The 25,152-nt window shown below is 74.6% G+C and carries 22 protein-coding genes and 2 tRNA genes; 11 read left to right on the top strand and 13 right to left on the bottom strand.

The features are described from left to right. The first annotated feature begins 2 nt into the window (after positions 1-2). The gene (locus ABT238_RS21225) at positions 3-875 is read left to right on the top strand and encodes a peptidase (protein WP_350774955.1); all 873 of its coding nucleotides are present in this window, start codon (positions 3-5) and stop codon (positions 873-875) included. Positions 876-1,063: 188 nt separating this feature from the next. On the opposite strand, the gene ABT238_RS21220 is transcribed toward ABT238_RS21225, so the two are convergent. The 8 genes from ABT238_RS21220 to ABT238_RS21185 form a co-directional block, all read right to left on the bottom strand. After that, positions 1,064-1,137, bottom strand: a tRNA-Ala gene (locus ABT238_RS21220). A gap of 112 nt (positions 1,138-1,249) precedes the next feature. Then, the gene (gene sepX, locus ABT238_RS21215; RefSeq protein ID WP_350774945.1) at positions 1,250-2,287 is read right to left on the bottom strand and encodes a divisome protein SepX/GlpR; all 1,038 of its coding nucleotides are present in this window, start codon (positions 2,285-2,287) and stop codon (positions 1,250-1,252) included. Between the two features lie 150 nt (positions 2,288-2,437). Next, entirely contained in the window at positions 2,438-3,064 is a 627-nt protein-coding gene (locus ABT238_RS21210) for a GNAT family N-acetyltransferase (RefSeq protein ID WP_350559165.1), read from the bottom strand. Beyond that, positions 3,061-3,564, bottom strand: coding sequence for a MogA/MoaB family molybdenum cofactor biosynthesis protein (locus ABT238_RS21205; protein ID WP_350774937.1), 504 nt, complete (start codon positions 3,562-3,564; stop codon positions 3,061-3,063). The genes ABT238_RS21210 and ABT238_RS21205 overlap by 4 nt, the downstream gene beginning before the upstream one ends. After that, positions 3,561-4,001, bottom strand: coding sequence for a cyclic pyranopterin monophosphate synthase MoaC (gene moaC / locus ABT238_RS21200; protein WP_350559168.1), 441 nt, complete (start codon positions 3,999-4,001; stop codon positions 3,561-3,563). Before moaC ends, ABT238_RS21205 begins: the two co-directional genes overlap by 4 nt. A 187-nt stretch (positions 4,002-4,188) precedes the next feature. Continuing rightward, the gene (gene glp / locus ABT238_RS21195) at positions 4,189-5,544 is read right to left on the bottom strand and encodes a molybdotransferase-like divisome protein Glp (protein ID WP_350558001.1); all 1,356 of its coding nucleotides are present in this window, start codon (positions 5,542-5,544) and stop codon (positions 4,189-4,191) included. A gap of 26 nt (positions 5,545-5,570) precedes the next feature. Further along, a complete protein-coding gene (gene galU, locus ABT238_RS21190; protein ID WP_350558004.1) occupies positions 5,571-6,491 on the bottom strand; it encodes a UTP--glucose-1-phosphate uridylyltransferase GalU in 921 nt (306 codons plus the stop codon). A 12-nt stretch (positions 6,492-6,503) separates the two neighbouring features. Continuing rightward, entirely contained in the window at positions 6,504-7,475 is a 972-nt protein-coding gene (locus ABT238_RS21185) for a GGDEF domain-containing protein (protein WP_350558007.1), read from the bottom strand. 119 nt (positions 7,476-7,594) lie between these two features. Between ABT238_RS21185 and ABT238_RS21180 the strand changes: the two genes are divergently transcribed. Further along, a complete protein-coding gene (locus ABT238_RS21180) occupies positions 7,595-8,170 on the top strand; it encodes a 5-formyltetrahydrofolate cyclo-ligase (protein ID WP_350559171.1) in 576 nt (191 codons plus the stop codon). Between the two features lie 75 nt (positions 8,171-8,245). Here the strand turns inward: ABT238_RS21180 and ABT238_RS21175 are convergent, their stop codons facing one another. Further along, the gene (locus tag ABT238_RS21175; protein ID WP_350774884.1) at positions 8,246-10,984 is read right to left on the bottom strand and encodes a penicillin acylase family protein; all 2,739 of its coding nucleotides are present in this window, start codon (positions 10,982-10,984) and stop codon (positions 8,246-8,248) included. Positions 10,985-11,270: 286 nt separating this feature from the next. Between ABT238_RS21175 and ABT238_RS21170 the strand changes: the two genes are divergently transcribed. From ABT238_RS21170 to mscL, 5 genes are all read left to right on the top strand, one after another. Beyond that, entirely contained in the window at positions 11,271-12,761 is a 1,491-nt protein-coding gene (locus ABT238_RS21170) for a potassium/proton antiporter (protein ID WP_350558014.1), read from the top strand. Positions 12,762-13,221: 460 nt separating this feature from the next. Beyond that, positions 13,222-14,481 carry an MFS transporter gene (locus ABT238_RS21165; protein ID WP_350775452.1) on the top strand — a complete coding sequence of 420 codons (1,260 nt, stop codon included), beginning with the start codon at positions 13,222-13,224 and terminating at the stop codon, positions 14,479-14,481. 139 nt (positions 14,482-14,620) lie between these two features. Continuing rightward, a complete protein-coding gene (locus ABT238_RS21160; protein WP_350558017.1) occupies positions 14,621-14,923 on the top strand; it encodes an FmdB family zinc ribbon protein in 303 nt (100 codons plus the stop codon). Between the two features lie 191 nt (positions 14,924-15,114). Next, complete coding sequence (locus ABT238_RS21155; RefSeq protein ID WP_350558020.1) at positions 15,115-15,456, top strand: hypothetical protein; 342 nt, start codon at positions 15,115-15,117, stop codon at positions 15,454-15,456. Positions 15,457-15,485: 29 nt separating this feature from the next. Further along, the gene (gene mscL, locus ABT238_RS21150) at positions 15,486-15,905 is read left to right on the top strand and encodes a large conductance mechanosensitive channel protein MscL (RefSeq protein WP_350558023.1); all 420 of its coding nucleotides are present in this window, start codon (positions 15,486-15,488) and stop codon (positions 15,903-15,905) included. 20 nt (positions 15,906-15,925) lie between these two features. Here mscL and ABT238_RS21145 read toward each other — a convergent pair whose 3' ends face one another. Together ABT238_RS21145 and ABT238_RS21140 are read right to left on the bottom strand one after the other, a co-directional pair. Then, complete coding sequence (locus ABT238_RS21145; protein ID WP_350558026.1) at positions 15,926-16,162, bottom strand: hypothetical protein; 237 nt, start codon at positions 16,160-16,162, stop codon at positions 15,926-15,928. Between the two features lie 151 nt (positions 16,163-16,313). Beyond that, entirely contained in the window at positions 16,314-17,285 is a 972-nt protein-coding gene (locus tag ABT238_RS21140) for a sigma-70 family RNA polymerase sigma factor (protein WP_350558029.1), read from the bottom strand. A gap of 392 nt (positions 17,286-17,677) precedes the next feature. Here ABT238_RS21140 and ABT238_RS21135 point away from each other — a divergent pair, with 392 nt between their 5' ends. Continuing rightward, positions 17,678-18,490 (top strand): phosphatase PAP2 family protein, encoded by an 813-nt coding sequence (locus ABT238_RS21135; RefSeq protein ID WP_350558032.1) that lies wholly within the window; start codon positions 17,678-17,680, stop codon positions 18,488-18,490. Between the two features lie 98 nt (positions 18,491-18,588). Here the strand turns inward: ABT238_RS21135 and ABT238_RS21130 are convergent. Further along, positions 18,589-18,661, bottom strand: a tRNA-Arg gene (locus ABT238_RS21130). A 200-nt stretch (positions 18,662-18,861) separates the two neighbouring features. Here ABT238_RS21130 and ABT238_RS21125 point away from each other — a divergent pair. Together ABT238_RS21125 and ABT238_RS21120 are read left to right on the top strand one after the other, a co-directional pair. Further along, positions 18,862-20,427: a glycosyltransferase family 39 protein gene (locus ABT238_RS21125; protein WP_350774826.1), complete on the top strand. Its 1,566-nt coding sequence runs from the start codon at positions 18,862-18,864 to the stop codon at positions 20,425-20,427. 89 nt (positions 20,428-20,516) lie between these two features. Next, positions 20,517-21,485, top strand: a complete 969-nt coding sequence (locus tag ABT238_RS21120; RefSeq protein ID WP_350558038.1) for a YhjD/YihY/BrkB family envelope integrity protein — start codon at positions 20,517-20,519, stop codon at positions 21,483-21,485. A gap of 35 nt (positions 21,486-21,520) precedes the next feature. Here the strand turns inward: ABT238_RS21120 and ABT238_RS21115 are convergent, their stop codons facing one another. Further along, complete coding sequence (locus tag ABT238_RS21115) at positions 21,521-23,863, bottom strand: hypothetical protein (RefSeq protein WP_350774806.1); 2,343 nt, start codon at positions 23,861-23,863, stop codon at positions 21,521-21,523. Positions 23,864-24,163: 300 nt separating this feature from the next. On the opposite strand from ABT238_RS21115, the gene ABT238_RS21110 reads away from it, so the two are divergent. Beyond that, the gene (locus tag ABT238_RS21110) at positions 24,164-24,928 is read left to right on the top strand and encodes a GOLPH3/VPS74 family protein (protein ID WP_350558044.1); all 765 of its coding nucleotides are present in this window, start codon (positions 24,164-24,166) and stop codon (positions 24,926-24,928) included. Positions 24,929-25,152 lie beyond the last annotated feature (224 nt).

Genomic DNA, 25,152 nt, shown 5'->3' with positions numbered 1-25,152 from the left:
CCATGCGTACGACCTTCCTCCGCACCGCCGCGGCCGCGCTGGTCCTGCTCCCGGCGCTCGCCCTGACGGCCCCGGCCGCCTCCGCCGCCTCGCCCTCGCCGAGCGCGAGCGGTACCCCGGCCCCGGCCAACAAGGCCGGCACCTCCTTCCTGACCGCCGTCAACCTGGCCCCCGGCCAGGACGCCGCGGTCGCCGTCTCCACCGGCGACTACCTGTACTGGGCCTTCGGGGCCGCCGAGGGCCAGACCGCCAAGGTGAGCCTGACCGTCAACCTGGCGCCCTCCGCCGACCGGCACGGTCCGCAGACCTGGAGCGTCGAGGTGTTCGACGGGCTGCGCCGCCGGCAGGCCTGCACCGAGGGCACCCAGAACGCGACCGCCGAGCAGGCCGCCGGCTCGCTGACGCTCAGCTGCACCCTGCGCGAGGTCCGCTCCTGGGCCGAGCCGTGGTCCGGCGACCCGCTGCCGGGCAGCTACTACGTCCGGCTCTCGGTCGCCGACGCCCCGCAGCCCGACCTCGGTCTGGCCGCCTCGGTGCAGCTGCACGTGGCCGCCAAGGGCGACACCGACAACGCCCAGCCGGAGGGCGGCCAGCTCAAGGCGCCGCTGGTCCCGCCGGCCGGCGGCGGCGCCGCGACCGCCAAGGCGGCGGCCCCGGAGGAGCCCGAGGAGCACTGGTACACCGGCTGGTTCTCCGGCTGGAACAGCCGCTGGTTCTGGACCCTGGCCGGCGGCGCCCTGGCCGCCCTGGCCGGCGTCGCGGGCTACACCCTCACCCGGCACCCGCGCGGCCGCCGTCCGGCCCGCTACGGGGCGGTCCCGCCGCAGTCCGGCGCCCCGCAGCCGGGCCCGTACGCGGGCTCCGGCCAGCCCTGACCCGTCCGACCCCCGAGGGCCGGCCCGGACATCCTCCGGGCCGGCCCTCGGCCGTTCCCGGACGTGATCCGTCCCGCACCGGCCCCGAGGCGCCCGTGCGGCACCCCGGCTGACCCCCCGTCGGCCGACGCACCCCCACAACGCGGAAGTCCCGCCCGATCAACCGATCGGGCGGGACTTCCGTTGGGTGGAGCTGAGGGGATTCGAACCCCTGACCCCCTCGATGCGAACGAGGTGCGCTACCGGACTGCGCCACAGCCCCAACGAGAAGAAACTCTAGCACCTTTCGGAGGGGGCCCGTGACCACCCCCCTGGTGGGGGCCGCGCAGGCGGCCCCGGGAAGCGAAGAGGCCCCCGGGGAGGGGGCCTCGGAGCTACTCGTTGGCGGCGCGCGGGCGGGGTTCCGCGGCGGGGGGCTCGGCGTACTGGTCGAACAGCGGGGTCTTCCGGGACTCCGCCGGGCGCCCGGCGGTCCAGGTGCCGGGGGCCGACAGGTCGAGCCCTCGGTTGACCCGGGGAGCCACCGGGGCCGTCACGTAGGTCGGCAGCGGGACGGGCACCGGCTCCCAGGAGTCCGGGCCGGCCGCGCCGCGCTCCCGCATGCCGTCGACCCACTCCTCGTGCTCGGTGGCCTCCGCCACGGCCGAGGCCGAGGCGGCGGCGCCCTCGGAGGCGGCCCGGGCGGCGTCGGCCTCGGTGGCGAGCCGCAGGTGCGGGCGTCCGCGCCCGGCGGGCGCCCCGGCCGCCGGCTCGGCGGCCGCGGGGGCGGGTGCGGGGTCGGCGGCGGGCTTCTCGCGGCCCGCCTCGGCACGCAGCTGCTCGCGCTTGCGCAGCCGCTCGGCGGCCTGGGCCGCCCGGACCCGGTCCAGCTTCACCGCGTACCGCTGGCGCTCCAGCCGGCGCAGATGGCCGATGTAGAGGGTGAGCAGGAGCGCCGGGAGCGCCGGCACCCAGAGGAAGGCCAGACCGGCCACCGCCGCGACCACCGCGCCCACCGCGAAGGCCAGGAAGAGGACGGTGACCATCCGGCGCCGGCGGGCCAGCAGCCGCGCCCGGCGCTCGGAGCCACCGCCCCCGGGTCCGGACCGCACCTCGGCCCGGACCGCCGGGCGGGGGGCCGCCGGGTCGGCGCCCGGCCCCTGCGCGGGGGCGGGCGCGGGGTCGTCGGAGGCGGCCGCGTCCCGCTCGGGGGGGCCGTCCTCGGTCTGCTCGTCGTCACGCGGTTCGTCACCCAGGGCCCGGGACGCCCGCCGCTCCAGCGCCGAACGCCCGGCCAGCAGGCGGATGGCGGTGCTGAAGCGTTCCGTCGGGCGCGCCTCGTTGAGCTCGTCCTGCCTGCGGAGCCACATCGGCACCAGATAGGCGGCCCAGGCCCCTACGATGACGGCGTAGATAAGGCCGCTACTGCTCACGATTCACACCGTACGGGCGTGGAGGAAGGGCCGGTAGCAATTTGGCACGGCGTGTCGTGTGATCAAGCTGATTCTCCGACTATTTTGCCGGTATTTGTGCCCCTCCGTCGCCACGCCGATGCCATATCGATATTTCATTCGAACATGTATTCAATTCCTGGGGCGGCGCCCCGCGCTGAGGGAACGCCAGCGTTCCAGCATCCCCTCGGGGACCTCCTCGGCGGTGAGCGCGAACACCAGGTGGTCCCGCCAGTCGCCGTCGATGTGCAGATAGCGCGGCCGCATTCCCTCCGAGCGGAACCCGAGCTTTTCCACCACCCGCCGGCTCGGACCGTTCTCCGGCCGGATGCACACCTCGATCCGGTGCAGGCCCAGGGTGCGGAAACAGTGGTCCACCGAAAGCGCCACCGCGGTCGGCATGATGCCCCGGCCGGCCACCCCCTCGTCGATCCAGTAGCCGACGTTGGCCGAGCACATCGAGCCCCAGGTGATCCCGCCGACGGTCAACTGCCCGACCAGCCGGCCCCGGTACAGCACCACGAAGGGCAGCATCCGGCCGGCCGAGGCCTCGCCGCGCAGGTAGCGCACCATCTGCCGGTAGGTCGGGCGCGGGCCCGCCGCGAGGCCCGCCGGACCGGGCGGCACGGTGGCCTCCCAGCGTCGCAGCCAGTCCCGGTTGCGACGGCTGACCTCCTGCCACTCGCGCTGGTCGCGGGCCCGGATCGGGCGCAGCACGACGTCCCCCTCGTGGAGTTCTACCGGCCAGCCGGCGTTCAGTGCGCGCTCCCGGAAGCTGGTGCGTCGGACCGGGGGTGGTCCCCGCCGCCGAGCTGGTCGACGGCGTGGCCGAGCAGCGGGGCCAGCACGGCCAGACCGTCCCGGACACCGCCGGTCGAGCCCGGCAGGTTGACGACCAGGGTACGTCCGGCGGTGCCGGCCAGCCCCCGGGAGAGCGCCGCGGTCGGCACCTTCTCCCGGCCGTACGCGCGGATCGCCTCGGGGATGCCGGGGATCTCGCGCTCCAGGACCCGCGCGGTCATCTCCGGGGTGAGGTCGGTCGGCGAGATGCCGGTCCCGCCGGTGGTCAGCACGACGTCGTAGCCGGCCGCCACGGCCTCGCGCAGCACCGCCTCGACCGGTGCGCCGTCCGGGACGACCCGGGGACCGTCGACGGTGAAGCCCATCGCGCGCAGGCCCTCGGCCAGCAGCGGGCCGCCCTTGTCGGCGTAGACGCCGGCCGCGGCGCGGTTGGAGACGGTGACCGCCAGCGCCTTCATGCGGAGGCCTCCGGGGCGGTCCAGTCGCCGCTCTTGCCACCGGTCTTGGCGAGCACCCGGACGGACTCGACGGTGGCGCCCTTGTCGACCGCCTTCACCATGTCGATCACGGTCAGCCCGGCCACCGCGACGGCGGTCAGCGCCTCCATCTCGACGCCGGTGCGGTCCGTGGTGCGCACCGTGGCGGTGATCTCCACCGCGTCGTCGGCGACGGTCAGCTCGACCTTGACGCCGGAGAGCGCGATCGGGTGGCAGAGCGGGATCAGCTCGGGGGTCTTCTTGGCGCCCATGATCCCGGCGATCCGGGCCACCGCGAGTGCGTCGCCCTTGGGCAGGCCCTCGCCGCGCAGCAGCTCCACCACGCGCGGGGCGACCCTGACCCGGCCGGCCGCGACGGCGGTCCTGGCGGTCACGGCCTTCTCGGAGACGTCGACCATCCGGGCCGCGCCCTGCTCGTCGACATGGGTGAGGCGGTCGCCGGGGGGTGAGGTGCTCACGGGTGCTCCAGGGGCGCGCAGGTCGAATACCGCGCTACCGTACCCCCCGTCGCGGCCCCCGCGTGGGACGGGCCGCACCCGTGGACGGCCCGCCCCGGACGGGAGTTCGCCCGGGTACCCCCGCGTCTCAGCCGCCGAGCAGCACCACGTCGACCTCGCTGCCGGCGGGCAGCTCGGTGACGTCCTCGGGCACGGTGATCAGGCAGTCGGCCCGGGCCAGCGCGCCGACGAGGTGCGAGCCCGCGCCGCCGACCGGCTCGACCAGGCCGTCGGCGGCCGCGTACCGGCCGCGCAGGAACTGCCGGCGCCCGGCCGGCGAGCGCAGCGCCACCGGGCAGCGCGCCCGGACGACGGGGCGGTGGACGTCCCCGGCGCCGAGCATCGCGCGGATCACCGGGCGGACGAACAGCTCGAAGGAGATGTACGCGCTGACCGGGTTGCCGGGCAGGGCCATCAGCGGCACGCCCGCCCCGGGGCCGATCCGGCCGAAGCCCTGCGGCTTGCCGGGCTGCATCCGCAGCCGCCGGAAGTCGACCCCGCCGTACTCGGCGAAGACCTCCTTGACCACGTCGTACGCGCCGACGCTGACGCCGCCGCTGGTGACGATCAGGTCGGCCCGGCCGAGCTGGTCCTCCAGCACGGCGCGCAGCCGGGCCGCGTCGTCGGGCACGCCGCCGACCCGGTAGGCGATCGCGCCGGCGTCCCGGGCCGCGGCGGTGAGGGTGAAGCTGTTGGAGTCGGCGATCTGCCCCGGGCCGACCGGATCACCGGGCTGGACCAGCTCGCTGCCGGTGGAGAGCACCACGACCCGCGGCCGGGGGCGGACGGTGACGGTGGCCCGGCCGATCGCGGCGAGCAGGCCGAGCTGGGCGGGGCCGAGCCGGGTGCCGGTGGTCAGCACCAGGCTGCCGGCGGCGACGTCGCCGCCGCGGCGCCGGATGTGGGCGCCCTCGGCGACCGGGCGCAGCACCCGGACCTCCTCGCCCTCGACCGGCGCGGTCATCGCGTCGGCCGGGCGGCCGGTGCCGGTGCCGCCGTCGGTCCACTCGACCGGGGCGACGGCCTGGGCGCCGGGCGGGACGGGCGCGCCGGTCATGATCCGGGCGGCCTGGCCCGGGCCCACCGCGGGGAGCTCACCGGCGCCGGCGGCGATGTCGCCGACCACCGCGAGCACCGAGGGGTACGCGGCGCTCGCGCCGACGGTGTCGGCGGTGCGCAGGGCGTAGCCGTCCATCGAGCTGTTGTCGAAGGGCGGCAGGTCCCCCTCGGCGAGGACGTCCTCGGCCAGCCGGCAGCCCTGCGCGTCGAGCAGCCGGAGCTCGATCGCGGGCAGCGGGCCGACGGCGGCCAGGACGTCGGCGAGGTGCTCGTCCACGGTCCACAGACCGTCCGGACGGGCGGCGGGGCGGGCGGCCGGGGCCGGGTCCGCGGAGTCGTCGCAGCAGGCTGCGGGGGTGGTACCGCTCTCCGTGGACCCGGTCATCGGCGCGCTCGCTCTCTGTGGGGGTGTCAGTCCTGCAGCTCGGAGGCGACGAACTCGCGCAGCCAGCTGCGGAAGTCCGGGCCGAGGTCCTCGCGCTCGGAGGCCAGGCGGACGATGGCGCGCAGGTAGTCGGCGCGGTCGCCGGTGTCGTAGCGGCGGCCCTTGAAGAGCACACCGTGGACCTGGCCGCCGGTGTCGGCGGGGCGGTTGGTCAGCTCGCGCAGGGCGTCGGTGAGCTGGATCTCGCCGCCGCGGCCCGGCTCGGTCTCGCGCAGCACGTCGAAGACCGACGGGTCGAGCACGTAGCGGCCGATGACGGCGTAGTTCGACGGGGCGTCGGCGGTGTCGGGCTTCTCGACCAGGTCGGTCACCTGGAAGACGTCGTCGCCGAAGCCGTTCGGCTTGACGGCGGCGCAGCCGTACAGGTGGATCTGGGAGGGGTCGACCTCCATCAGCGCGACGACCGAGCCGCCGAGCTCCTGCTGGACCTCGATCATGCGGGCCAGCAGCGGGTCACGGGGGTCGATCAGGTCGTCGCCGAGGAGGACGGCGAAGGGCTGGCCGGCGACGTGCTGCTCGGCGACCGAGACGGCGTGGCCGAGGCCCTTGGGGTCGCCCTGGCGGACGTAGTGCATGTTGGCGAGCTCGACGGACTCGCGGACCCGGCGCAGGCGGTCCTCGTCGCCCTTGCGGGCGAGCAGCTCCTCCAGCTCGTAGGCCCGGTCGAAGTGGTCCTCCAGGGCCCGCTTGTTGCGGCCGGTGACCATCAGTATGTCGGACAGGCCGGCCGAGGCCGCCTCCTCGACGACGTACTGGATCGCCGGCTTGTCGACGACGGGCAGCATCTCCTTCGGAGTCGCCTTGGTGGCCGGCAGGAATCGGGTACCCAGACCGGCCGCGGGGACCACTGCCTTGGTGACCGGGGTACGGGAGTTCGTCGTCGTCATGCGTTTACCTTACTAAGGCACGTATTTCGCCTGACCGGGCGCAGTTGACCGATGCTCGGGCAGCACGTCGCCGGACCCGGCCGCGATGGCAGGCATAGGGGACGTGGCGGGCGGGGTGAGGGGGTCCCCTCCGACACAGGGCGACAGACTACCCGCCTTTTCCGAACGGTCACGTTCGGCTGCGAAGACTCCCTCCGTACACGGGGAGGCGGGCGTCCGCGCGGCCGCCGGGGCGCCCTGCGCAACGTCCGCCGCGGGGGGCCGGGGACCGGCCGGGCGCCAGCAGTCGCCGCCGGCCGCGCGGGCCGCCGCGAGCGCCCGGTCGGCGGCCCGCAGCAGCACCGCGGCGTGGGCGCCGTCCTCGGGCAGCACGGCCAGGCCGGCCGCGGCGGTGAGCCCGTTGCCGTACGGGCGCCGGCCCTCCCGGTCGCCGGAGGACCAGTCCAGCAGCAGGTGGCGGCGGACCGACCAGACCAGCCGGTCGGCGACCTGGGCCGCGCCCTCGGCGCCGGTGTCCGGCAGCACCACCAGGAACTCCTCGCCGCTGTAGCGGCCGAGGGTGTCCGAGCGGCGGATCTCCATGCCGAGCCGCTGGGCGAGGTCGCGCAGCACCGTCCCGGCCCGGGCCCGGCCGTGCTCGGCGACCACCGCGTCGAAGCCGCTGATCTCCAGCAGCAGGACGGCCAGCGGACGCGGCCCGTCCTGCTGCTCCTGCCGCTCGGCCCGGCGGGCCCGGTCGATCTCCCGCTCCAGGGTGAGCTGGAGGTGGCGGTAGTTCCAGACGCCGGTCACCGGGTCGCAGGAGGCGGTGCGCTCCAGCTCGGCGCAGCGGGACTCCAGGGCGGCGAGGCGTTCGCGCAGCGCGGCCTCGCGCTGCGCCGCACGGGCCGAGCCGCGCCGCAGGCGGCCGCCGAGCACGGCGGCGCCGGCCAGCGCGGGGGCGCTCAGCACGGCCAGGGCCTGGACCAGCACCGGGGTGGACATCGGGGGCTGCCTTCCGCGTGTCAGGCTCTGGGCGTCCCGGTCGCACGGGCGTCGGGGATCCGGAGCGGTCGTGGTCGAAGCGGTCGAGGTCGAGCGGTGGAGGAGCGGTGGACCATCCCATGCACAACGAGAAGAGCGCGCTGAGGACACGGCTGCTGTCCGAACGGCGGGAACTGCCGCCCGAGGCCCGGGAACGGGCCGCCGAGGCGCTGGCCGGGCACGCCGGGGAGCTGGCGGCCGCGGCGGCCACGGTGGCGGCGTACGTCTCGGTGGGCGCCGAGCCGGGCACCCGTCCGCTGCTGGACGCGCTGCGGGAGCGCGGGGTGCGGGTGCTGCTGCCGGTGCTGATGGCGGACAACGACCTCGACTGGGCCGCGTACGAGGGCCCGCAGGCGCTGGCCCCGGCCGGGCGCGGCCTGCTGGAGCCGGTCGGCGAACGGCTGGGGCCGCGGGCGGTGACCGAGGCGGGCCTGGTGCTGCTGCCGGGGCTGGCGGTGGACCGCCGGGGGCTGCGGCTGGGGCGCGGCGGCGGCTCGTACGACCGGGTGCTGGCCCGGCTGGAGCGGGCCGGGGCGCGGCCGGTGCTGGCGGTGCTGCTGTACGAGCACGAGCTGCTGGAGCGGGTGCCGGCGGAGCCGCACGACCGGCCGGTGGACCTCGCGCTGACCCCCTCGGGCACGCACCGGCTGGGCTGAGCGGGCGGACGGACGGACGCCGACGGCCCCGCGCCCGGGTGATCCGGGGGCGGGGCCGTCGGGGACCGGCCGGCGTCAGCCGTTGGTCAGCGTCAGTCTGTGCTTCGTCGCCTTCTCGACCGCGTCGGGCGAGTAGGACCAGGTCAGCAGCTTGCCCTTGAGCCAGAGGTCGGTCTGGTCGTTGTAGTTCTCGTGGAAGGCGTGCCCGGAGGCGCCGCCGACGTTGATCCAGCGGGAGGCGTCGAGGTCGTTCAGGTCGATCACCATGCGCATCGACGGGATCCAGTCCACCTGGTACCCGGCGGCCGCGTTCCAGCCCGCCGCGTCGACCGCCGCCGAGCCGCCGGAGAGGCGGTAGGGGCCGCGGTTGAGCAGCTTGTGGACGGCGCTCGACGCGATCGAGGAGTCGTCCGAGCCGAGGGTGCGCTCGCGCAGCTCCAGCTTGTGCAGCCGGCCCCAGCTCCAGGTGGTGATGTCCTTGGTGAGCAGCGAGGTCAGCTCCTGGCGGGCGTTGGTCATCGCCTCGCGCAGCAGGTTGTCCAGGCCCTTCTGCTCCTTGTGCTGGGAGTCGATGTACGTCCACCAGCTGCTGTCGGGCTTCTCCAGCTGCTGGCGCACCACCTCGGTCCAGCGGTCGCCGCCGTCCGGCTGGGCCTTGCCCGGGTCGCGGGTGCCGCACTCGGTGACGATCCGCGACTTGCTGTCCGGCTTGGTCGGGTCGGCCTGCTCGCGCACCAGCAGGCAGTTGTCCTCGGCCCGCAGGTCGGCCGGGAACTTCTGGCCGAACGCGAGGGTGAGCAGCTGGCGCCAGACGCCGTTGTAGTAGGCGGCGGCGGCCGAGTCGGCGTCCTGGTGGTAGTTCCAGTCCTTCAGCAGGTCCTGGGCCTCGCGCACGTAGGGGTCGTCGATCTGGACCTTGAGCAGCATCGGGACCAGCGTCTTGGCCAGGATGCTGGTGTTGTCCAGCTGCATCTCCTGCATGTCGTCCGGCGAGATCTTGCCGTTGTTCTTCAGCCGGGCCTCGATCTGGTCGGTGATCTCCTTGGCCCGGGTGCCGTACTCCCAGTCGTGGGTCAGGTCGTACTTGTACGAGGACTCGACGACGGCCTGGTTGGCGGTGACGATGTAGCCGCTGCTCGGGTTGAGGCTCCACGGCAGGGCGCTGAACGGGACCGGGTCCTTCTTCCACTGGTAGGCGGAGTCCCAGCCCGGCGCCGGGTAGCGGCCGTCGCCCTTGCCGCGCACCGGGATGTACCCGGGGGCCTGGTAGCCGATGTTCCTGGCGTCGGCGTAGATGAGGTTCTGGGCCGGGACGGCGAAGTCCGCGGCGGCCTTCTGGAAGTCCTCCCAGCCCTTCGCGCGGTCGAGCGCGAAGACCGCGTCCATGGTCTTGCCCGGGATCAGCGCGGTCCACTGCAGGGCGACGCCGTAGCCGCCGGTGCCGCGGTCCGGGGCGGAGTCACCGTTGGGCGCGTACTTGCCGACGTTCTGCTGCTCGGTGCTCGGGTCGGAGATCAGCGGGGCGCCGGTCCTCGTGGTGCGCACGGTGATGGTGCGGTCCTCGCCCCCGGCGACCTTGATGGTCTCCTTGCGGAGCTCGAACTTCTCCTCCTTGCCGTCCACCAGGTAGGTCTCCGGGCCGGTCACCTTCTCCAGGAAGAGGTCGGTGACGTCGGCGCCGAGGTTGGTGAGGCCCCAGGCGATGTCCTTGTTGTGGCCGATGACCACGCCGGGCATTCCGGCGAAGGTGAAGCCGGAGACGTCGTACTGGCAGGCCGGGGAGACGGACCGGCAGTGCAGGCCCATCTGGTACCAGACCGAGGGCAGGCCGGGACCGAGGTGCGGGTCGTTGGCCAGCAGCGGCTTGCCGGTGGTGGTGTGGCTGCCGGCGACCACCCAGGAGTTGGAGCCGATGCCCTGGCCGTTGCGGCCGAGCAGCTCGGGCAGCGCGTCGATCCGGTCGGTGACGTCCTTGAGCATCGCCTTGGTGGCGGCGGTGCCCTGCGCGGTGCCGGTGCCGGAGCCCGCGGCGGTGCCGGTGCCGCCGGCCGCCGGGGCGGAGCCGTCGGCCGGCTTGTAGCTGGTGCCGTTGACGGCGCCGGTCTTCACGATCGTGCCGTTGCGGGCGTACGGGTAGTCCGGGTAGAGCTCGTCGATCTTCTCCCGGCTGAAGTCCTGGGCGAGCAGCGAGCGGTCGATCTCCTCCTGGAGGTTCCCGGAGAGGTCCCAGGCCATCGCCTTGAGCCAGGCCACCGAGTCGACCGGGGTCCACTGCTCGGGCTTGTAGTCGCCGTTGACGACGCCGAGCAGGCCGTACTCCAGCGAGGCGGAGGAGCCGCCCGGGTGCTCGGCGAGCCAGGCGTTGACGCCGTCCGCGTACGCCTGGAGGTTCTTTTTGGTCTCCGCGCCCAGGACGGTGTCGAACTCCTTCTGAGCGGTCTGGCGCCAGCCCATGGTGCGGATCATGGTGTCGGTCTCGACCTGGCTGTCGCCGAACATCTCGGAGAGCCGGCCCGCGGTGATGTGCCGCCGGACGTCCATCTCCCAGAACCGGTCCTGGGCCTGGACGTAGCCCTGGGCGCGGAAGAGGTCCTCGGAGGTGTCGGCGTAGAGCTGCGGGATGCCGTTGGCGTCGCGCTTGACGTCGACCGGCGCGCTCAGGCCTGCCAGCTTGACGCTGCCGTCGACCTCCGGGAAGGACGCACGGACCGCGGCCACCCCCCGGTAACCGCCGTAGCCGGCGCCGGCCACCAGCAGCACGACCAGCACGATCACGATCAGACGGGCGCGCCGGAACTTCTTCGAGCGGGGCATCTGGGTCCTTGCGGTCCTCACTGGGGGGCGGGCGGACATGTCAAGAGCACGGAGCCGTGACAGGGCACCACATTAGGCCGCCCCGGCTGGCGGCCGTGCACGGGGGACGCTCACGGTGGGAAACAGAGGGGTGGAAGGAGGGCCGGGTGGAGCCGGTGACAAGCAAACTTAAAGATATGGCAAAATGTTAGACTGAGTAACGATCCGCAAGGGGAGTAATCGCCGCTTCCCGGCGCCGCCCCTGTCGGTACCCCGTCCGCCCCTGCCACGCCCGAGGTGCCCCTGCGTGAATGTCGACCACCTGAACCAGCTGCTCCTCGAGTTCTCCGTGATCCTGCTGGTCGCGGTGGTCGCCGTGCGGGTGTCCACGAAATCCGGCCTGCCGAGTCTGCTCATCTACCTGGGCATCGGCGTGGCGCTCGGCCAGAACGGCCTGGGCATCTCCTTCAACAACGCCGAGCTCACCCAGGTGCTCGGGTACGCGGCGCTGGTGGTGATCCTGGCCGAGGGCGGCCTCAAGACCAACTGGCGCGAGGCCAGACCGGTGATGCCGGCCGCCACGGTGCTGGCCACCGTCGGCGTCGGGATCAGCGTCGCCGTCACCGCGGCCGGCGCGCACTGGCTGGTCGGGCTGGACTGGCGGACCTCGCTGCTGCTCGGCGCGATCGTCTCCTCCACCGACGCCGCGGCCGTCTTCTCGGTGCTGCGGACGGTGCCGCTGCCCCGCCGGCTGACCGGCCTGCTGGAGGCCGAGTCCGGCTTCAACGACGCGCCCGTGGTCATCCTGGTCGTCTCCTTCGCCACCGTCGGCGCGCACGACTCCTGGTACGTCCTGCTCGCCACGATCGCCGCCGAGCTGGCGGTCGGCCTGGCTATCGGACTGCTGGTCGGCAAGCTGGGCGCGTTCGGCGTCAAGCGCGTCGCGCTGCCGTCCTCCGGCCTCTACCCGATCGCCGTCATGGCGCTCACCGTGCTCGCCTACGCCGGCGGCGCGCTGCTGCACGGGTCCGGCTTCCTCGCCGTCTACGTCAGCGCGGTGGTCCTCGGCAACGCCAAGCTGCCGCACGGGCCCGCCGTGCGCGGCTTCGCCGACGGCCTGGCCTGGATCGGCCAGATCGGCATGTTCGTGCTGCTCGGCCTGCTCTGCACGCCCGAGTCGATGGGCTCGGCCGTGGTGCCCGCGCTGGTGATCGGCGCGGTGCTGGTCTTCCTCGCCAGGCCGCTCTCGGTGGTGCTGACGCTCACCCCGTTCCGGCTGCCGGCCCGCGAGCAGGCCCTGCTCAGCTGGGCCGGACTGCGCGGCGCGGTGCCCATCGTGCTGGCCACCATCCCGCTGGTCTCCGGCGCGCCGCTGGCCCAGGACGTCTTCAACATCGTCTTCATCCTGGTCGTGGTCTTCACCCTGCTCCAGGGGCCGACCCTGCCCTGGGTCGCCAAGGCCCTGCGGATCGGCGAGGGCTCGATGGGCCAGGACCTCGACATCGAGTCCGCGCCGCTGGAGAAGCTGCACGGGCACCTGCTGTCGGTCGCGCTGGCGCCGGGCTCGAAGATGTCCGGCGTGGAGATCGGCGAGCTGCGGCTGCCGGCCGGCGCGGCGGTGACCCTGGTGGTGCGCGAGGGGAGCAGCTTCGTGCCGGACAGGGCCACGGTGCTGCGCGGCGGGGACGAGCTGCTGGTGGTGACCACGGACGAGGTCGGCGAGGCCGCCGAGCGGCGGCTGCGGGCCGTCGACAAGGGCGGCAAGCTGGCCGACTGGCTGAACGGGCGCGGGGACTGAAGGGGCGCGGGACTGAACGGGCGCGGGGTTGAAGGGGCCGGGGGGCGCGGCGGCCCGAGGTCTCACCGGGCGTTCACCAGGACGTCACGGGACAAGCCGGGACCGCTCCTGTAGTCTCGGTAAGGCGCGCCTTCTACGCGCGTAAATCACGTGATGACCGATACACCAACCCGAGCATCTGCCTGATGCAGAGTTGGCGCGACCGCCCGGCGGCCGCGGCCCGGCCCCGGCCCACCGCCGGACCGGCCCGGTATCTACCCCGGTCGACGCGCGAGAGGACGACTCTCGGCGCCGTCGGGGCCCTCCCCTGCCCTGCCGCGCTACCAGGCAGCAGGAAGGACCGTCCGTGACGGCCCGCCGAACGGACGAGAGCGTCGAGGACGCCCGGAACACCAGCACCACCGCACCCGCCCAGGACGCCGCGCCCGCCGCCGCGCCCGCCCGCGTCGGCTACGGGACGCTGCTGCGCACACCCGGCGCCTGGACGTTCCTGGCTCCCGCGTTCGTCGCGCGACTGCCCTACGCGATGCTCAGCATGGGCATCCTGCTGCTCGTCAAGGACACCCACGGCTCGTACGGCACCGCCAGCACCGTCGCGGCGGTGGCCGCCGTCGCCCAGGCGCTGGTCGGCCCGCAGACCGGTCGGCTCGCCGACCGGTACGGCCAGGCCCCGGTGCTCGTCCCGACCGTCGTGGTGCACGCGCTCTCGGTCGGCGCGCTGATCGCGCTCGCGCTCGGGCACGCGCCCGCCTGGAGCCTGTTCCTGGCCGCCGCGCCCGCCGGGGCGAGCGTGCCGCAGATCGGCGCCATGGTCCGGGCCCGCTGGATCGCCACCTTCTCCGCCGAGGGCGCCTCCGCCGGCTCCGCCGCCAAGGTGAGCACCGCCTTCGCCTTCGAGTCCGTGACGGACGAGTTCACCTTCGTGATCGGCCCGATCCTGGCCGCCGCCGTCGCCACCTCGGTCAGCCCCTCGGCCGGGCTGGTCGCCGAGGCCGCGCTGACCCTGGCCGGCGGTCTGGCCTTCGCCGCCCAGCGGCGCACCGCGCCCGCCCGGGTGGTGCGCGAGCCGGGCACCCGGCAGGCCTCCGCGCTCGCCTCGCCCGGCGTCCGGCTGCTGGCCGGCGCCTTCCTCGGCGTGGGCGCCGTCTTCGGCGGCATGCAGGTCTCGGTGAACGCCTTCGCCGACTCGGTCGGGCAGCACGGCGCGGCCGGCACCGTCTACGGCATCTTCGCCGGCGGCTCGATGGTGGCCGGTGTGCTGTACGGCGTGATCGCCTGGCGGCGGTCCGTCCAGCAGCGGATGATCATGAGCTACGGCCTGCTGGTGCTGGGCTGCTCGACCCTGTGGGCGATGCCCGACCTGGTCTCGCTCTCGGCCGCCGGGCTGGTCTGCGGCCTGGCCATCGCCCCCACCCTGATCAGCGGCTACACCCTGGTGGAGACGCTGGTCGAGGACGGCGCCAAGACCGAGGCCTTCACCTGGCTGACCGGCGCGATCGGCCTGGGCCTGGCGACCGGCGCGACGGCGGCCGGGCGGCTGATCGACGCGCACGGGCCCTCGGTCGGGTTCCTGGTGCCGGTGGCCGGGGCCGGGCTGGGCCTGATCGCGCTGGTGACGCTGCGCGGGCTGCTGGTCCCGCGCGGCGCCCGAGGCACGGGGGCCGCGGCCCCCGCGGAGCGCGGCGTGCCGGCCCGGCTGGTGGGCGCGGCCGAGGGCTGAGCGCGGTGGCCGGATCGGACCGGGACCGGGCACGGCACCGGACTCATCTCACATTCGAGTCGCTGGACTGATCCACCGGAATGCCGCATCATTGACCATCGTTAGCACTCATCAGGCGAGAGTGCCAGGAGGAAGACAAGTGCCCACGTACCAGTACCAGTGCACCGAGTGCGGCAACGGCCTGGAGGCGGTGCAGAAGTTCACCGACGAGCCGCTGACCACGTGCCCCGACTGCCAGGGACGGCTCCGCAAGATCTTCTCCGCGGTGGGCGTCGTCTTCAAGGGCTCCGGTTTCTACCGGACCGACAGCCGATCCTCCTCCAGCAGCTCGGTGGGCGGGGGTTCGTCCTCGTCCTCCTCCTCGTCGACGTCGGCTTCCTCGTCCTCGTCCTCGTCGAGCACGCCGGCCCCCGCCGCGAGCCCCGCTCCGGCGGCCGGCTGATCCCCGGCCGGGCACACCGGCACCGGTTTTCCGGACGGCCCGTCGCTCCCGCTTCCCTGCGGGCGCGACGGGCCTTTCGCCGTTTCCGGGGGTGTTCGCCTCACTCGTCCGGGTGAGGCGGTTTTTCCACAGCCCCGGGTTTTCCACAGGCGGGGGAAAGCGGCTTCCGGCCAGGGCGCGGGCGGCCCAGAGTGGCGGTCACCGGAACCCCGAAGCCGATCCTGGAGGTGCCCGTGCGCACCGGTTCGCCCGCCCTGTCCCCCCGTCCGCTGCCGATCCCGCCGCTGCCCGCGCCGAGCGTCCCGCCCCGGCAGCCGGTGCCGCCGTTCGCGCCGATCGGCGGCCGGGCGGGCCCGCGCTGCCGGCTCCGGCAGGTGCTGCGCTACCGCGCGCCGGTTCCGGCCGTGCTGCTGTTCGCGGCGGCCGCGCTCACCCTCGGACCGGCCTGGGCGGGCCCGCCCGCGACCGGGGCCGCACCGCCCGCGGTGGGCCGAACGGGTTGTCCGTCGGAGGGGGGAGAAAATCACCCGTGACCGGGGGGCGACTTCGTCGTTCACGCGGCATGAAAGGCTTCAAGGAATTCCTGCTGCGCGGAAACGTGGTCGAACTCGCCGTCGCCGTGGTCATCGGCGCGGCCTTCACCAACATCGTCAACGCCTTCGTCAAGGGCGTGATCAACCCGGTCGTCGGCGCGTTCGGAGCCAAGGACCTGGCGTCCTACCGCTCCTGCCTCAAGGGGCCCTGCGAGGTGACGCCCACCGGCGAGGTCGCGTCCGGCATCCCCATCCTCTGGGGCAGCGTGCTGAGCGCCGTCCTCCAGTTCCTGATCACCGCGGCCGTCGTCTACTTCTGCCTGATCCTGCCGATGAACAAGTTCACCGCCCGGCGCAAGACGCTGGCCGAGGTCCAGGCGGAGGCCGAGGCCAAGGAGGTGCTGCTGCTCGCCGAGATCCGCGACGCCCTGGTCACCCGGGCCGGCTGAGGCCCGGCCGGGGCCGCCGGTCAGTCCCCGTGGTGCGGCGGGCGCTGGCTCAGGTACCAGTCCAGCCCCCGCCCACCGGACTCCCCCGCGCCGGGGCGGTCGCCCCAGCCCGCGTCGGTGTCGTCGCTGGACTGCCGCTCCAGCGGGTCCCCGAAGACCAGCCGGGCCTTCGCCGCCTTCCCCGCTCCGTCCACCGCCGTCTCCCCGGCCGCCTCCGGCCGGTCCGGCCTCTCCTCGCCCGACTTCTCTTCCGACACCTTCGCCTCCACCGTTCTCGCCCCCGCCGCCGTTCCCGCCCGCTCCCACCAGCCTAGAAGGCCGCCCGGCACGACGGCGGGCCCGGTGCGGAGTGCTCCGCGCCGGGCCCGTCCACCGCCGTCACCCCTGCCGTCGTCCCGCAGGCCCGCGTCACGCGGCCTCGAAGCCCGCGTGGTCGGCGATCTTCTTCAGCTCGGCCAGCGCGTGCTTCTCGATCTGGCGGATCCGCTCGCGGGTCAGCCCGTGCTGCTTGCCCACCTCGGTCAGGGTGCGCTCGCGGCCGTCCTCCATGCCGTACCGCGACCGGATGATCGAGGCCGTCCGGTCGTCCAGCCGCCCGATCAGGCCGTCCAGCTCCTCCCGGCGGAGCATCACCATCACGGCGTCCTCCGGGGAGGTCGCCCCGGTGTCCTCGACCAGGTCGCCGAACTGGGTCTCGCCCTCGTCGTCGACCGACATGTTCAGGCTGACCGGGTCGCGTGCCCAGTCCAGCACGTCCTTGATCCGGGCCTCGGTGGTGTCCAGCTCGGCCGCGATCTCGGCGGGCTCGGCCTCCCGGCCCAGCTCCTTGGACTTCTCCCGCTGCACCCGGCGGATCCGGCCGAGCTCCTCGACCAGGTGGACGGGCAGCCGGATGGTGCGGGACTGGTCGGCGATCGACCGGGTGATCGCCTGGCGGATCCACCAGGTGGCGTAGGTGGAGAACTTGAAACCCTTGGCGTAGTCGAACTTCTCCACCGCCCGGACCAGGCCCGCGTTGCCCTCCTGGATCAGGTCGAGCAGCGGCAGGCCGCTGCGCGGGTAGCGCCGGGCGACGGCGACCACGAGGCGGAGGTTCGACCGGATGAAGACGTCCTTGGCGCGTTCGGCGTCCTCGGCTATCGCCTCCAGCTCCTCGCGCCGCACGCCCTCGGGAAGCCCGTCCTCGTCCAGCAGGTGCTGGGCGTAGACACCGGCCTCGATCCGCAGCGAGAGCTCGACCTCCTCGGCGGCATCGAGCAGGGGCGTCCTGGCGATCTCGTCGAGGTACATGCCGACCAGGTCACGGTCGGCCTCGAGGTTGGTCGGGCGGGCCGCGCGAGTCCGGTCGGCCCTGTCGCGAACGACGGCACGGGTGGCCATGCTTGCTCCCTTTGCTGGTGTTGCCGCGGTCTGGCTGCCTGCCCGCAACGGGCAAGAAGTGCGGGCCCTCCGGGGCTCACACGTAACGATCCAACGAACAGAATCCGGACAACATTCCCAAGTCGCTCAGATTCTTCGGGCGATGCAGTATCCTGCCCGATCCCGCCCCCGATCCGGACGCAGGGTGACCCGAGCGACACCCGACGTGTCCTTCCGGGCCACCGGGCGCACCCCCGCGCGCATCCCTCATCGGCTCAACCCCGCGGGACCCGGGCGCGTTCCCGCGCAGGGCGCGCCCACACCCCGGCGCACGCAGGTCCTCCGCACAAAAGATGCCAAATCGCTATCACCGCGGCGCACGATCGGCGGGGGCGGCTGGGAAGGTGTCAGCCATGCACCTGACCAACAGCTCGCCCTCCATCACCCCGCGTGACCGCCACCTGCTCCGGCACGCGGCACTCGCGGTCTGCTGCGCCGTGCTGTTCGCCGTCCTGGCAGCCATGGTGCAGACCGGCTGGAGGCCGCTCTCCCGGATCGACCACAGGCTGATCGACGATCTGCACGACTTCGCGGCCGGTCACACCGTGTGGACCGCCTCGGTGCAGCTGTTCTCCGACATCGGCGGAACGGTCACCATGCGCTCCGTGCTCGGCGCGGCCGCCCTCTGGCTCTGGCTGATCGGCGCCCGGACGCTCGGCGGCTGGGTCGCGGCCCAGGCCCTGATCGGCTGGGGCGGCCAGTGGGTGCTGAAGCTCTCCGTCGGCCGCCAGCGCCCCACCTTCTCCGACCCCGTCTCGCACGCCGGGGGCCCGGCCTTCCCCTCCGGCCACGCGATGGCCTCCGCGATCACCTGTGCCGTCCTGGTCGGCCTGATCTGGCCCCGGGTCGGCCGGGCGGGCCGGATCACCGCCTGTTCGATCGCCGCGCTGACCGTCCTGGGGATCGGCGCCTCCCGGGTCTTCCTGGGCGTCCACTGGCCCAGCGACGTGGTGGCCGGCTGGCTCGCCGCCGGCATCGTCCTCGGCAGCGTCACCGTGCTCGTCGAACTCGCCCGGCCCGGCGCGCTCGCCCGCGACTTCCGCCGGGTGAACTGGCGCACCCGCCCCCGGGTCCAACGCGTCCTGGTGTCGGCCCACCCGCCCCGGGACACCGCCGGCCCCACCCCGGGCCCCGCCGCCGACCACCCCGACGGCCTGCTGCGCTGACGCCCCCTCACCCCGGTCGCCCGGGGGAAAGGACCGCGGGCCCCCTCGATCGCAACCGAGGGGGCCCGCACTCACGTCATCCGCCGTGACCGGCGCTGTGCCCCAGGCAGGATTCGAACCTGCGACACCGGCTTTAGGAGAGCCGTGCTCTATCCCCTGAGCTACTGAGGCGGGGACGACCGCAGACAGCCTAGCGGATCGGGGCGCGGCGGTGGGCGGGGCGGGCTGCGCGGGCGGGCCGCCCGACGGGGGGTCAGGTGGGACGGGGGCGACCCGCGCGGCCGGAGGCGGCGCGGATAGCCTGGGAGGACGGACTCCCGGAGCGACGGGCCCGGACCCCTCCGGCAGGGGGAAGAGAACGGGGGCGGCAGATGGCGTCGGGTGACCGGTGGGACCGGGGCCCCGTCCGCCTCGCGCGGATGGCGGCCGGGCCGGTGGTGTGGCTCGCGCCGGCGCTGGTCATGCTGGCGGTCGGCGCGTACCGGCTGGGGACGCCCGCGCTGTGGCGGGACGAGGTGGCGAGCTGGGCCTCGGCCACCCGGCCGCTCGGCGACCTGCTGCGGATGCTGCAGCACGTCGACGCCAGCAACGGCGCCTACTACGTCCTGCTGCACGTCTGGACGGCGCTGTTCGGCGACTCGGAGATCGCGCTGCGGCTGCCCTCCGTCCTGGCGATGGCCGGAGCGGCCGCGTTCACCGCGCTGACCGCCGAGCGGCTGTTCGGTGGGCGGGTCGCGGGCGTCTGCGCCGGCCTGCTGTTCGCGATGGTGCCGCTGATCTCCCGCTACGCCCAGGAGGCCCGCTCCTACGCGCTGGTGACCTGCGCCGTCGCGGCGGCGACCTGGTTCCTGCTGCGCGCGCTGGAACGGCCGACGCTGCTCCGGTGGGCGCCGTACGGTCTGGCGATGGCGGTGGCGGGCGCGGCCCACCTGGTCTCGCTGAGCGCCCTGGCCGGCCAGGCGGCGCTGGTCGCGCCGTACCTGTGGCGGACCGGCGGCCGGGAGCGCCGCCGGCTGCTCGGCGGCCTCGCCCTGGTGCTCGCCGCCCTGGTCGCGGCGGTGCTGCCGGTGGCGCTGCTGGGCCGGCGGCAGTCCGAGCGGCAGCTGGGCTGGCTCGGCAAGCCGCCCCTGGACCAGCTGTGGCACTTCGGCGAGCCGCTGTTCGGCTCGGCCCGGGTGTTCCACGTCTTCCTGGTGCTGGGGCTGCTGGCCCTGGTGCTGCCCGGGCGGCGCGGCCCGGCGCTGCGGCTGCTGCTGCTCGCGGTGCTGCCGGTGCTGGCGGTCTGGGCGTTCTCGTTCGGCCCGACCTCCTACTTCCTCGACCGGTACCTGCTGTTCACGGTGCCCGCCTGGGCGGCGCTGGGCGGCTGCGGGATCGGCGCGGGCTACGCGGCGGTGACCGCGGCGGCCCGGCCCGGCCGGACCCCGCCGGAAGTGCGGGCGGCCGGCCTGCTGCTGGCGGTCGGCGTGGTGGCGGTGGCCGGGGTGACGGCCCTGCCGAAGCAGTCCCTGGTGCGCTACGCCGGCTCGCACGCGCAGTCGAAGGAGCCGTACCGGGAGGTGGCCCGGCTGATCGCGGCCGGTTACCGGCCGGGGGACGGGCTGGCGGTGCCGCTCGGCGACCAGGCCTGGTCGATGATCGGCCCGGGTGTCTCCTACTACCTGCCGGCCGGCGTGCGGCCGTACCCGCTGTTCGAGGCGACCGGAGCGGTCCAGGCCGAGGACCTCTTCCCGGTGCCGTGCGCGCACCCCGCCGAGTGCACCGGCCCGGGCAGCCGCGCCTGGCTGGTCGTGCTGGGCAACACCTCCGACCCGCTGGCCGCGCTGCCCGCCGACCAGGCGGACGCGCTGCGGGCCCGGTTCGGGACGCCGCAGCAGGTGACGCCGCTGGGCGGGATGACGCTCTCGCTGCTGGACGGGACCCGCCCCGGGCGCTGAGGCCCCTCGCCGGGTGAGCGGCCCGGGTGCGCCGGGTCCGGAGCCGGGTGACCATGGAGCACGACGACCATGGTCCGGGAGGACGGCGGGTGAGCGAGCAGCCGAGCGGGCAGCCGGCCGGCCGGGGCGGCCCCGACGACCGGGACGACCAGGGCGACCGCGGTGATCGGGGCGACCGGGAGGGCCGGCGGACCACCCGGTGGCGGCACCGGTCGGCGGCCCTGGCCGGGTCCGCCCGCGGGCTGCCCGAACAGGTCCCGCTGGTGGGCCGGGCGCTGCACCAGCTGCTCCGGGTCAACCTGCTGGACTGCGCGACCCGGCTGGCCGCGCAGGCCTTCCTGAGCGCGCTGCCCGCGCTGTTCGTGGTGGCGGTCTTCACCCCCGCGGCGGTCCGCGACGGCGTGGTGCACTCGCTCCGCAAGGAGCTGGGCCTGCAGGGCCAGGCGGCGCAGTCCGTGCAGCAGATGCTGGGGACCGGACACGGGCAGGAGACCGGCATCGGGGTGGTCGGCGCGCTGGTGACCCTGCTGTCGGCGACGGCGCTGAGCCGGGCGATGCAACGGGTCTGCGAGCGCTGCTGGGAACTGCCCAAGGCGGGGACCAGGGTGGCGGCCTGGCGCTGGCTGGTCTGGCTGCTGGTCTGGCTGGTCTGCCTGGTGTTCCAGACCCCGGTCAAGGACGGCTTCGGCCTGGGCGCCTGGCTGGGCCTGCCACTGACCTTCCTGCTCGCGACGGCGATGTGGTGGTGGACCCAGCACCTGCTGCTGGGCGCCCGGATCCGCTGGCTGCCGCTGCTGCCGGGCGCGCTGCTCAGCGGCGTGGCGGTGGTGGGGATCGGGGTGGCCTCGCGGGTCTACCTGCCGGGCGCGATGACCCGCAGCATCGGCCAGTTCGGCCCGTTCGGCGTGGTGTTCACCGCGCTCTCCTGGCTGATCGTGGTGTTCACCGCGCTCACCCTGGCGATCGCGCTGGGCCGGGTGGTGGCCGAGGAGGAGGCGATGGCCCGGCTGCTGGGCTCGCGCACCGCGCCGGGACAGTGGGGCGGCCCGCGGTTCTGACCGCGGGCCGCCCGGAGCGGTTCAGCCGGCGCGCCTCACAGGGCGCGGGTCAGCCGGGAGAGGACGGACGGCGGGGCGAGGTCGGACTGGAGCACGACCGGCACCTCCACCCGGTTGTCGCCCTCCCCGGTGCGCAGCACGCCGACCTTGGTGCCGGCCGCCACCCGGTGGCCGAGCTTCAGCGGGTCCAGCACCACGGTGCCGGTGACGCCGGGGAAGCCGGCCACCGTGAGGTCCTGGGCGGCGATCACCGGGACGGAGCCGCCGAGGCCGTCCTGGACCCGGCCGACCACGTCGCCCTGCTTGGCCAGGGTCTGCCCGGTGATCCCGTTCTGCGCGGCCTGGATCTGCTTGGCGCTGACGTTCTGCACCATCTTGAGGATGCTCGGCTCGGCGGTGGTGGCCGGCTGGCCCAGGGTGACGCCGAGGATCAGCCGCCGCACCCCGGCGATCTCCTTGTAGGCGGCCCACATCAGACAGCCGCCGGCCGGGGTGCTGGAGCCGGTCTTGACGCCGATGATGCCGTTCTTCGGGGAGATCAGGGTGTTGGTGTTGGAGATCTTCTGGTTGTTGAAGGTGGTGTCCGGGGTGGAGACGATCTGCCGGAAGATCTCGTCCTGCATCACCTGCTCGGCCAGCTTCAGCTGGTCCTTGGCGGTGCTCTTGGTCTCCGGGCTGAAGCCCGCCGGGTCGGTGTAGGTGGTGTTGGTCATGCCGAACCGGGCGGCGGTGTCGTTCATCTTCTTGACGAACGCCTCCTCCGATCCGGAGTCCCACCGGGCCAGCAGCCGGGCGACGTTGTTGGCGGAGGGCAGCATCAGCAGCTCCAGTGCCTGGTACTGGCTGATCTGCTGGCCCTCGGTCAGGGTGACCCGGGACTCGTCGACGTTGCCGGACTCCTGGGCGGCCTGCTTGTCGACGGTGATCTTCGGACCGGCCTCGCCCTTCTTCAGCGGGTGCGCCTGCAGGATGAGGTGGGCGTTCATGACCTTGGTGACGCTGGCGATCGAGGCCGGCGTCTCCGGGCCGGAGCTGCCCAGACTGCCGATGCCGACCACCTCGGCGGCGGACTGCCCCTTGGCGGGCCACGCCAGGTCGAGCGGGTCGCCGGCGAAGCCGTAGCCGCCGGCGGCGGTCATCGACACCTTGGTGCCCGGCAGCGGGCGCAGCAGCTGGGCGGTGACCACGGCGCCGAGCACGACGGCGAGGAAGAGCGTCCAGATGGTGATCCGCTTGAGGGCGCGGCGCAGCGGCGAGACGGGCCGGCCGTTGAGCGCGGCCAGCACCTCCATCGCCTCGGAGGTGGATTCCGGGAAGGGCGCCGGCGCCGGCAGCGGCTGCGGCTCGGGCACCGGCAGCGGCGGCGGGGCCGGGGCGGGCTCGGGCTTCGGAGCCGGGGCGGGCGTCGGCCGCGGCTCCGGCTCCGGCTCCGGGACGGGGGCCGGCTCGGGCTCCGGCAGCGGCTTCGGCTCGGGGTGCGGCTCGGGAGTCGGCTCCGGGACGGGGGCCGGCTCGGGCAGCGGGCGCGGGGCGGGCGGCTCCGGGACGGTGTCCGTGTCGGAGTCGGCATCGGTGTCCGTGCCGGCGTCCGTCCCGGGAACGGCCGCGGCGGCGGACGCGGCGGACGCCGCCGCGACGACGGGAACGCGCAGGACCTGGGTCCGTTCGGCGTTCTCCCGCTTCTCGAACTTCTCGGCACGCGCGGACGGTTCGGTCTCCGTGGTGGGGGCGTCGGGGCCGCCCGGGCCGTCCTCGCGCTCGGCCGGCCGCCCCGTCCGCATGGCGAGACGGGGGTCGGCGCCGACCGGGCGCTCCGGCGTGCCGGCCGCGGCACCGGCGGGCTTGCGCAGCTCTCCGGGCAGGCGAAGCGCGGTGGTCGCGTCGTCGGCGGGCAGCCGCAGCGCGGTGGTCGCCTGGTCGGTCGGCAGCCGCAGCGCGGTCGTCCGGTTGTCCGCATCCCGGACACGCAGCTCCACCGTGGGCCCGGGCCGGACCACCCGCGCCGCCTCGCCGGGGTCGTCGGAGTCGGCCTCGTCGGAGTCGGCCTCGTCAGGGCCGTCGGGGGCATCGACGTCCGCGACCGCGTCGGTGCCGCCGTCGGCCGCGGCGGCGGAGTCCTCGCCGGCGATCGCGGCGGGCCCGGCCGAGTCCGCGCCCGTGGCACCGGCGTCGGCGGCGGGCCGCTCGGCAGCGGCGTCCGAGTCGGCATCAGCGGCGCCCGCCCCGGCGGCCGTCCCGGCCTGCCCGGACTCCCCCACCGCCGGGTCCACCGCCGACGCGGCCGACTCCTCGACCGCCGCGGCTGCACCGGCCCGTTCGCCGTCCCGCTCCCGCGCCCGCTCGCCGTCCCGCAGCACCCTGTCGGGGGACTCGCCCACGTAACCCAGCCTCCTCAACGCCCGGAGGGGTACCGGCGAACCCCTATTTCGGGAAGCCGGCACCCCGCCCCATGTACCTGTACAGTCTCCGCCACCGGCGACCGATTCGGGTCGCCCACACCCCGCCCGACCGGCGGTTATTGGCGCGGCACGGCCGCACCGCGGCCTGTTCAACGGTCAGACGCCGGGCCCGCCACGGCCGGTTCCCCCGCTCGATCGCAAGGTCACGATTCGGAGGCGTACTCGACAAGCCCGTGTGAGAGGCGTCACGCTGTTTCCCATCCACGCGGGGAGGCTTGGATGGGCAAGAGCCGCAGAACTGTTCCCGAGGAGCTCTTGCTGCTCGCCCTGGACCCGGCCACGGGTACCACGGCGCAGCCGCAGACCCTCGACCTCGGACTCGCCGGGGCGCAGCTCGTCGAGCTGTCCCTGGCCGGACGGATCGTTCCGGAGGGCGACCGGATCGCCGTGGTGCTGCCACGGCCCACCGGCGACCCCACACTCGACCACGCGCTGGAACTGCTGCGACGACGCGGCAGCCCGGTCCGCGCGGCGCACTGGATCGGCGGGCCCCGGCTGGGGCTGCGGCAGACCTACCTGGCGCACCTGGAGCGCTGCGGCATGGTCACCGCCGTGCCCGGCCAGGTGTGCGGGGTGCTGCCGACGACGCGCTACCAGGCGTCGGACGACTGCACCAACGCCGCGATCAAGCAGCGGTTGGACACCGCGATCCGCACCGGCGTGCCGCCGGACCCGCGGACGGCGGCGCTCGCCGCGCTGGCGCACTCGGTCGGGCTGGGCAAGCACCTCTACCCGGGCAACGAGGGGCGTTCCTCGCGCTCCCGGCTGCGCGATCTGATCCGGTACGACCCGCTGGGCGGCATGGTCGCGCACGCCGTGATGGACGTGCAGAACGGCTTGCCGGGCCAGCAGAACCGTTCCGCCCAGGCCGGACCGGCCTCCGCGGCCTCGGGCCCGGGCGGCGGTCGCGGCGGCCAGCGCGCGGCGGCCGGACGCGGCAGCGGCGGCGGACGGGTCGCGGCCTCCCGCGTCGGAGTCCGCTGACGGCTCCGCGCACGAGCCTGCGCACCGGGTCGGCCGCCGGGCCCGCCGTCGGCCCCCGGACCGTGTCCGGGGCCGGCCGCAGCACCCGCGCCCGCCGGGCGCGGACCGGCGCGCACAGCGGCGCACACCGCACCGCTCGCGCCCCACGGCGGCGATGAGCAACCGGCACCACCCGGCAGGGCCACAGGGGCGGTCGCCCGCGACGGCGCCCGTCTACACGACCG

The organism is Kitasatospora sp. NPDC001527 (assembly GCF_040298605.1).
In the GTDB taxonomy this organism is placed as follows: domain Bacteria; phylum Actinomycetota; class Actinomycetes; order Streptomycetales; family Streptomycetaceae; genus Kitasatospora.
This window is presented reverse-complemented; position numbering and strand designations above follow the sequence as displayed.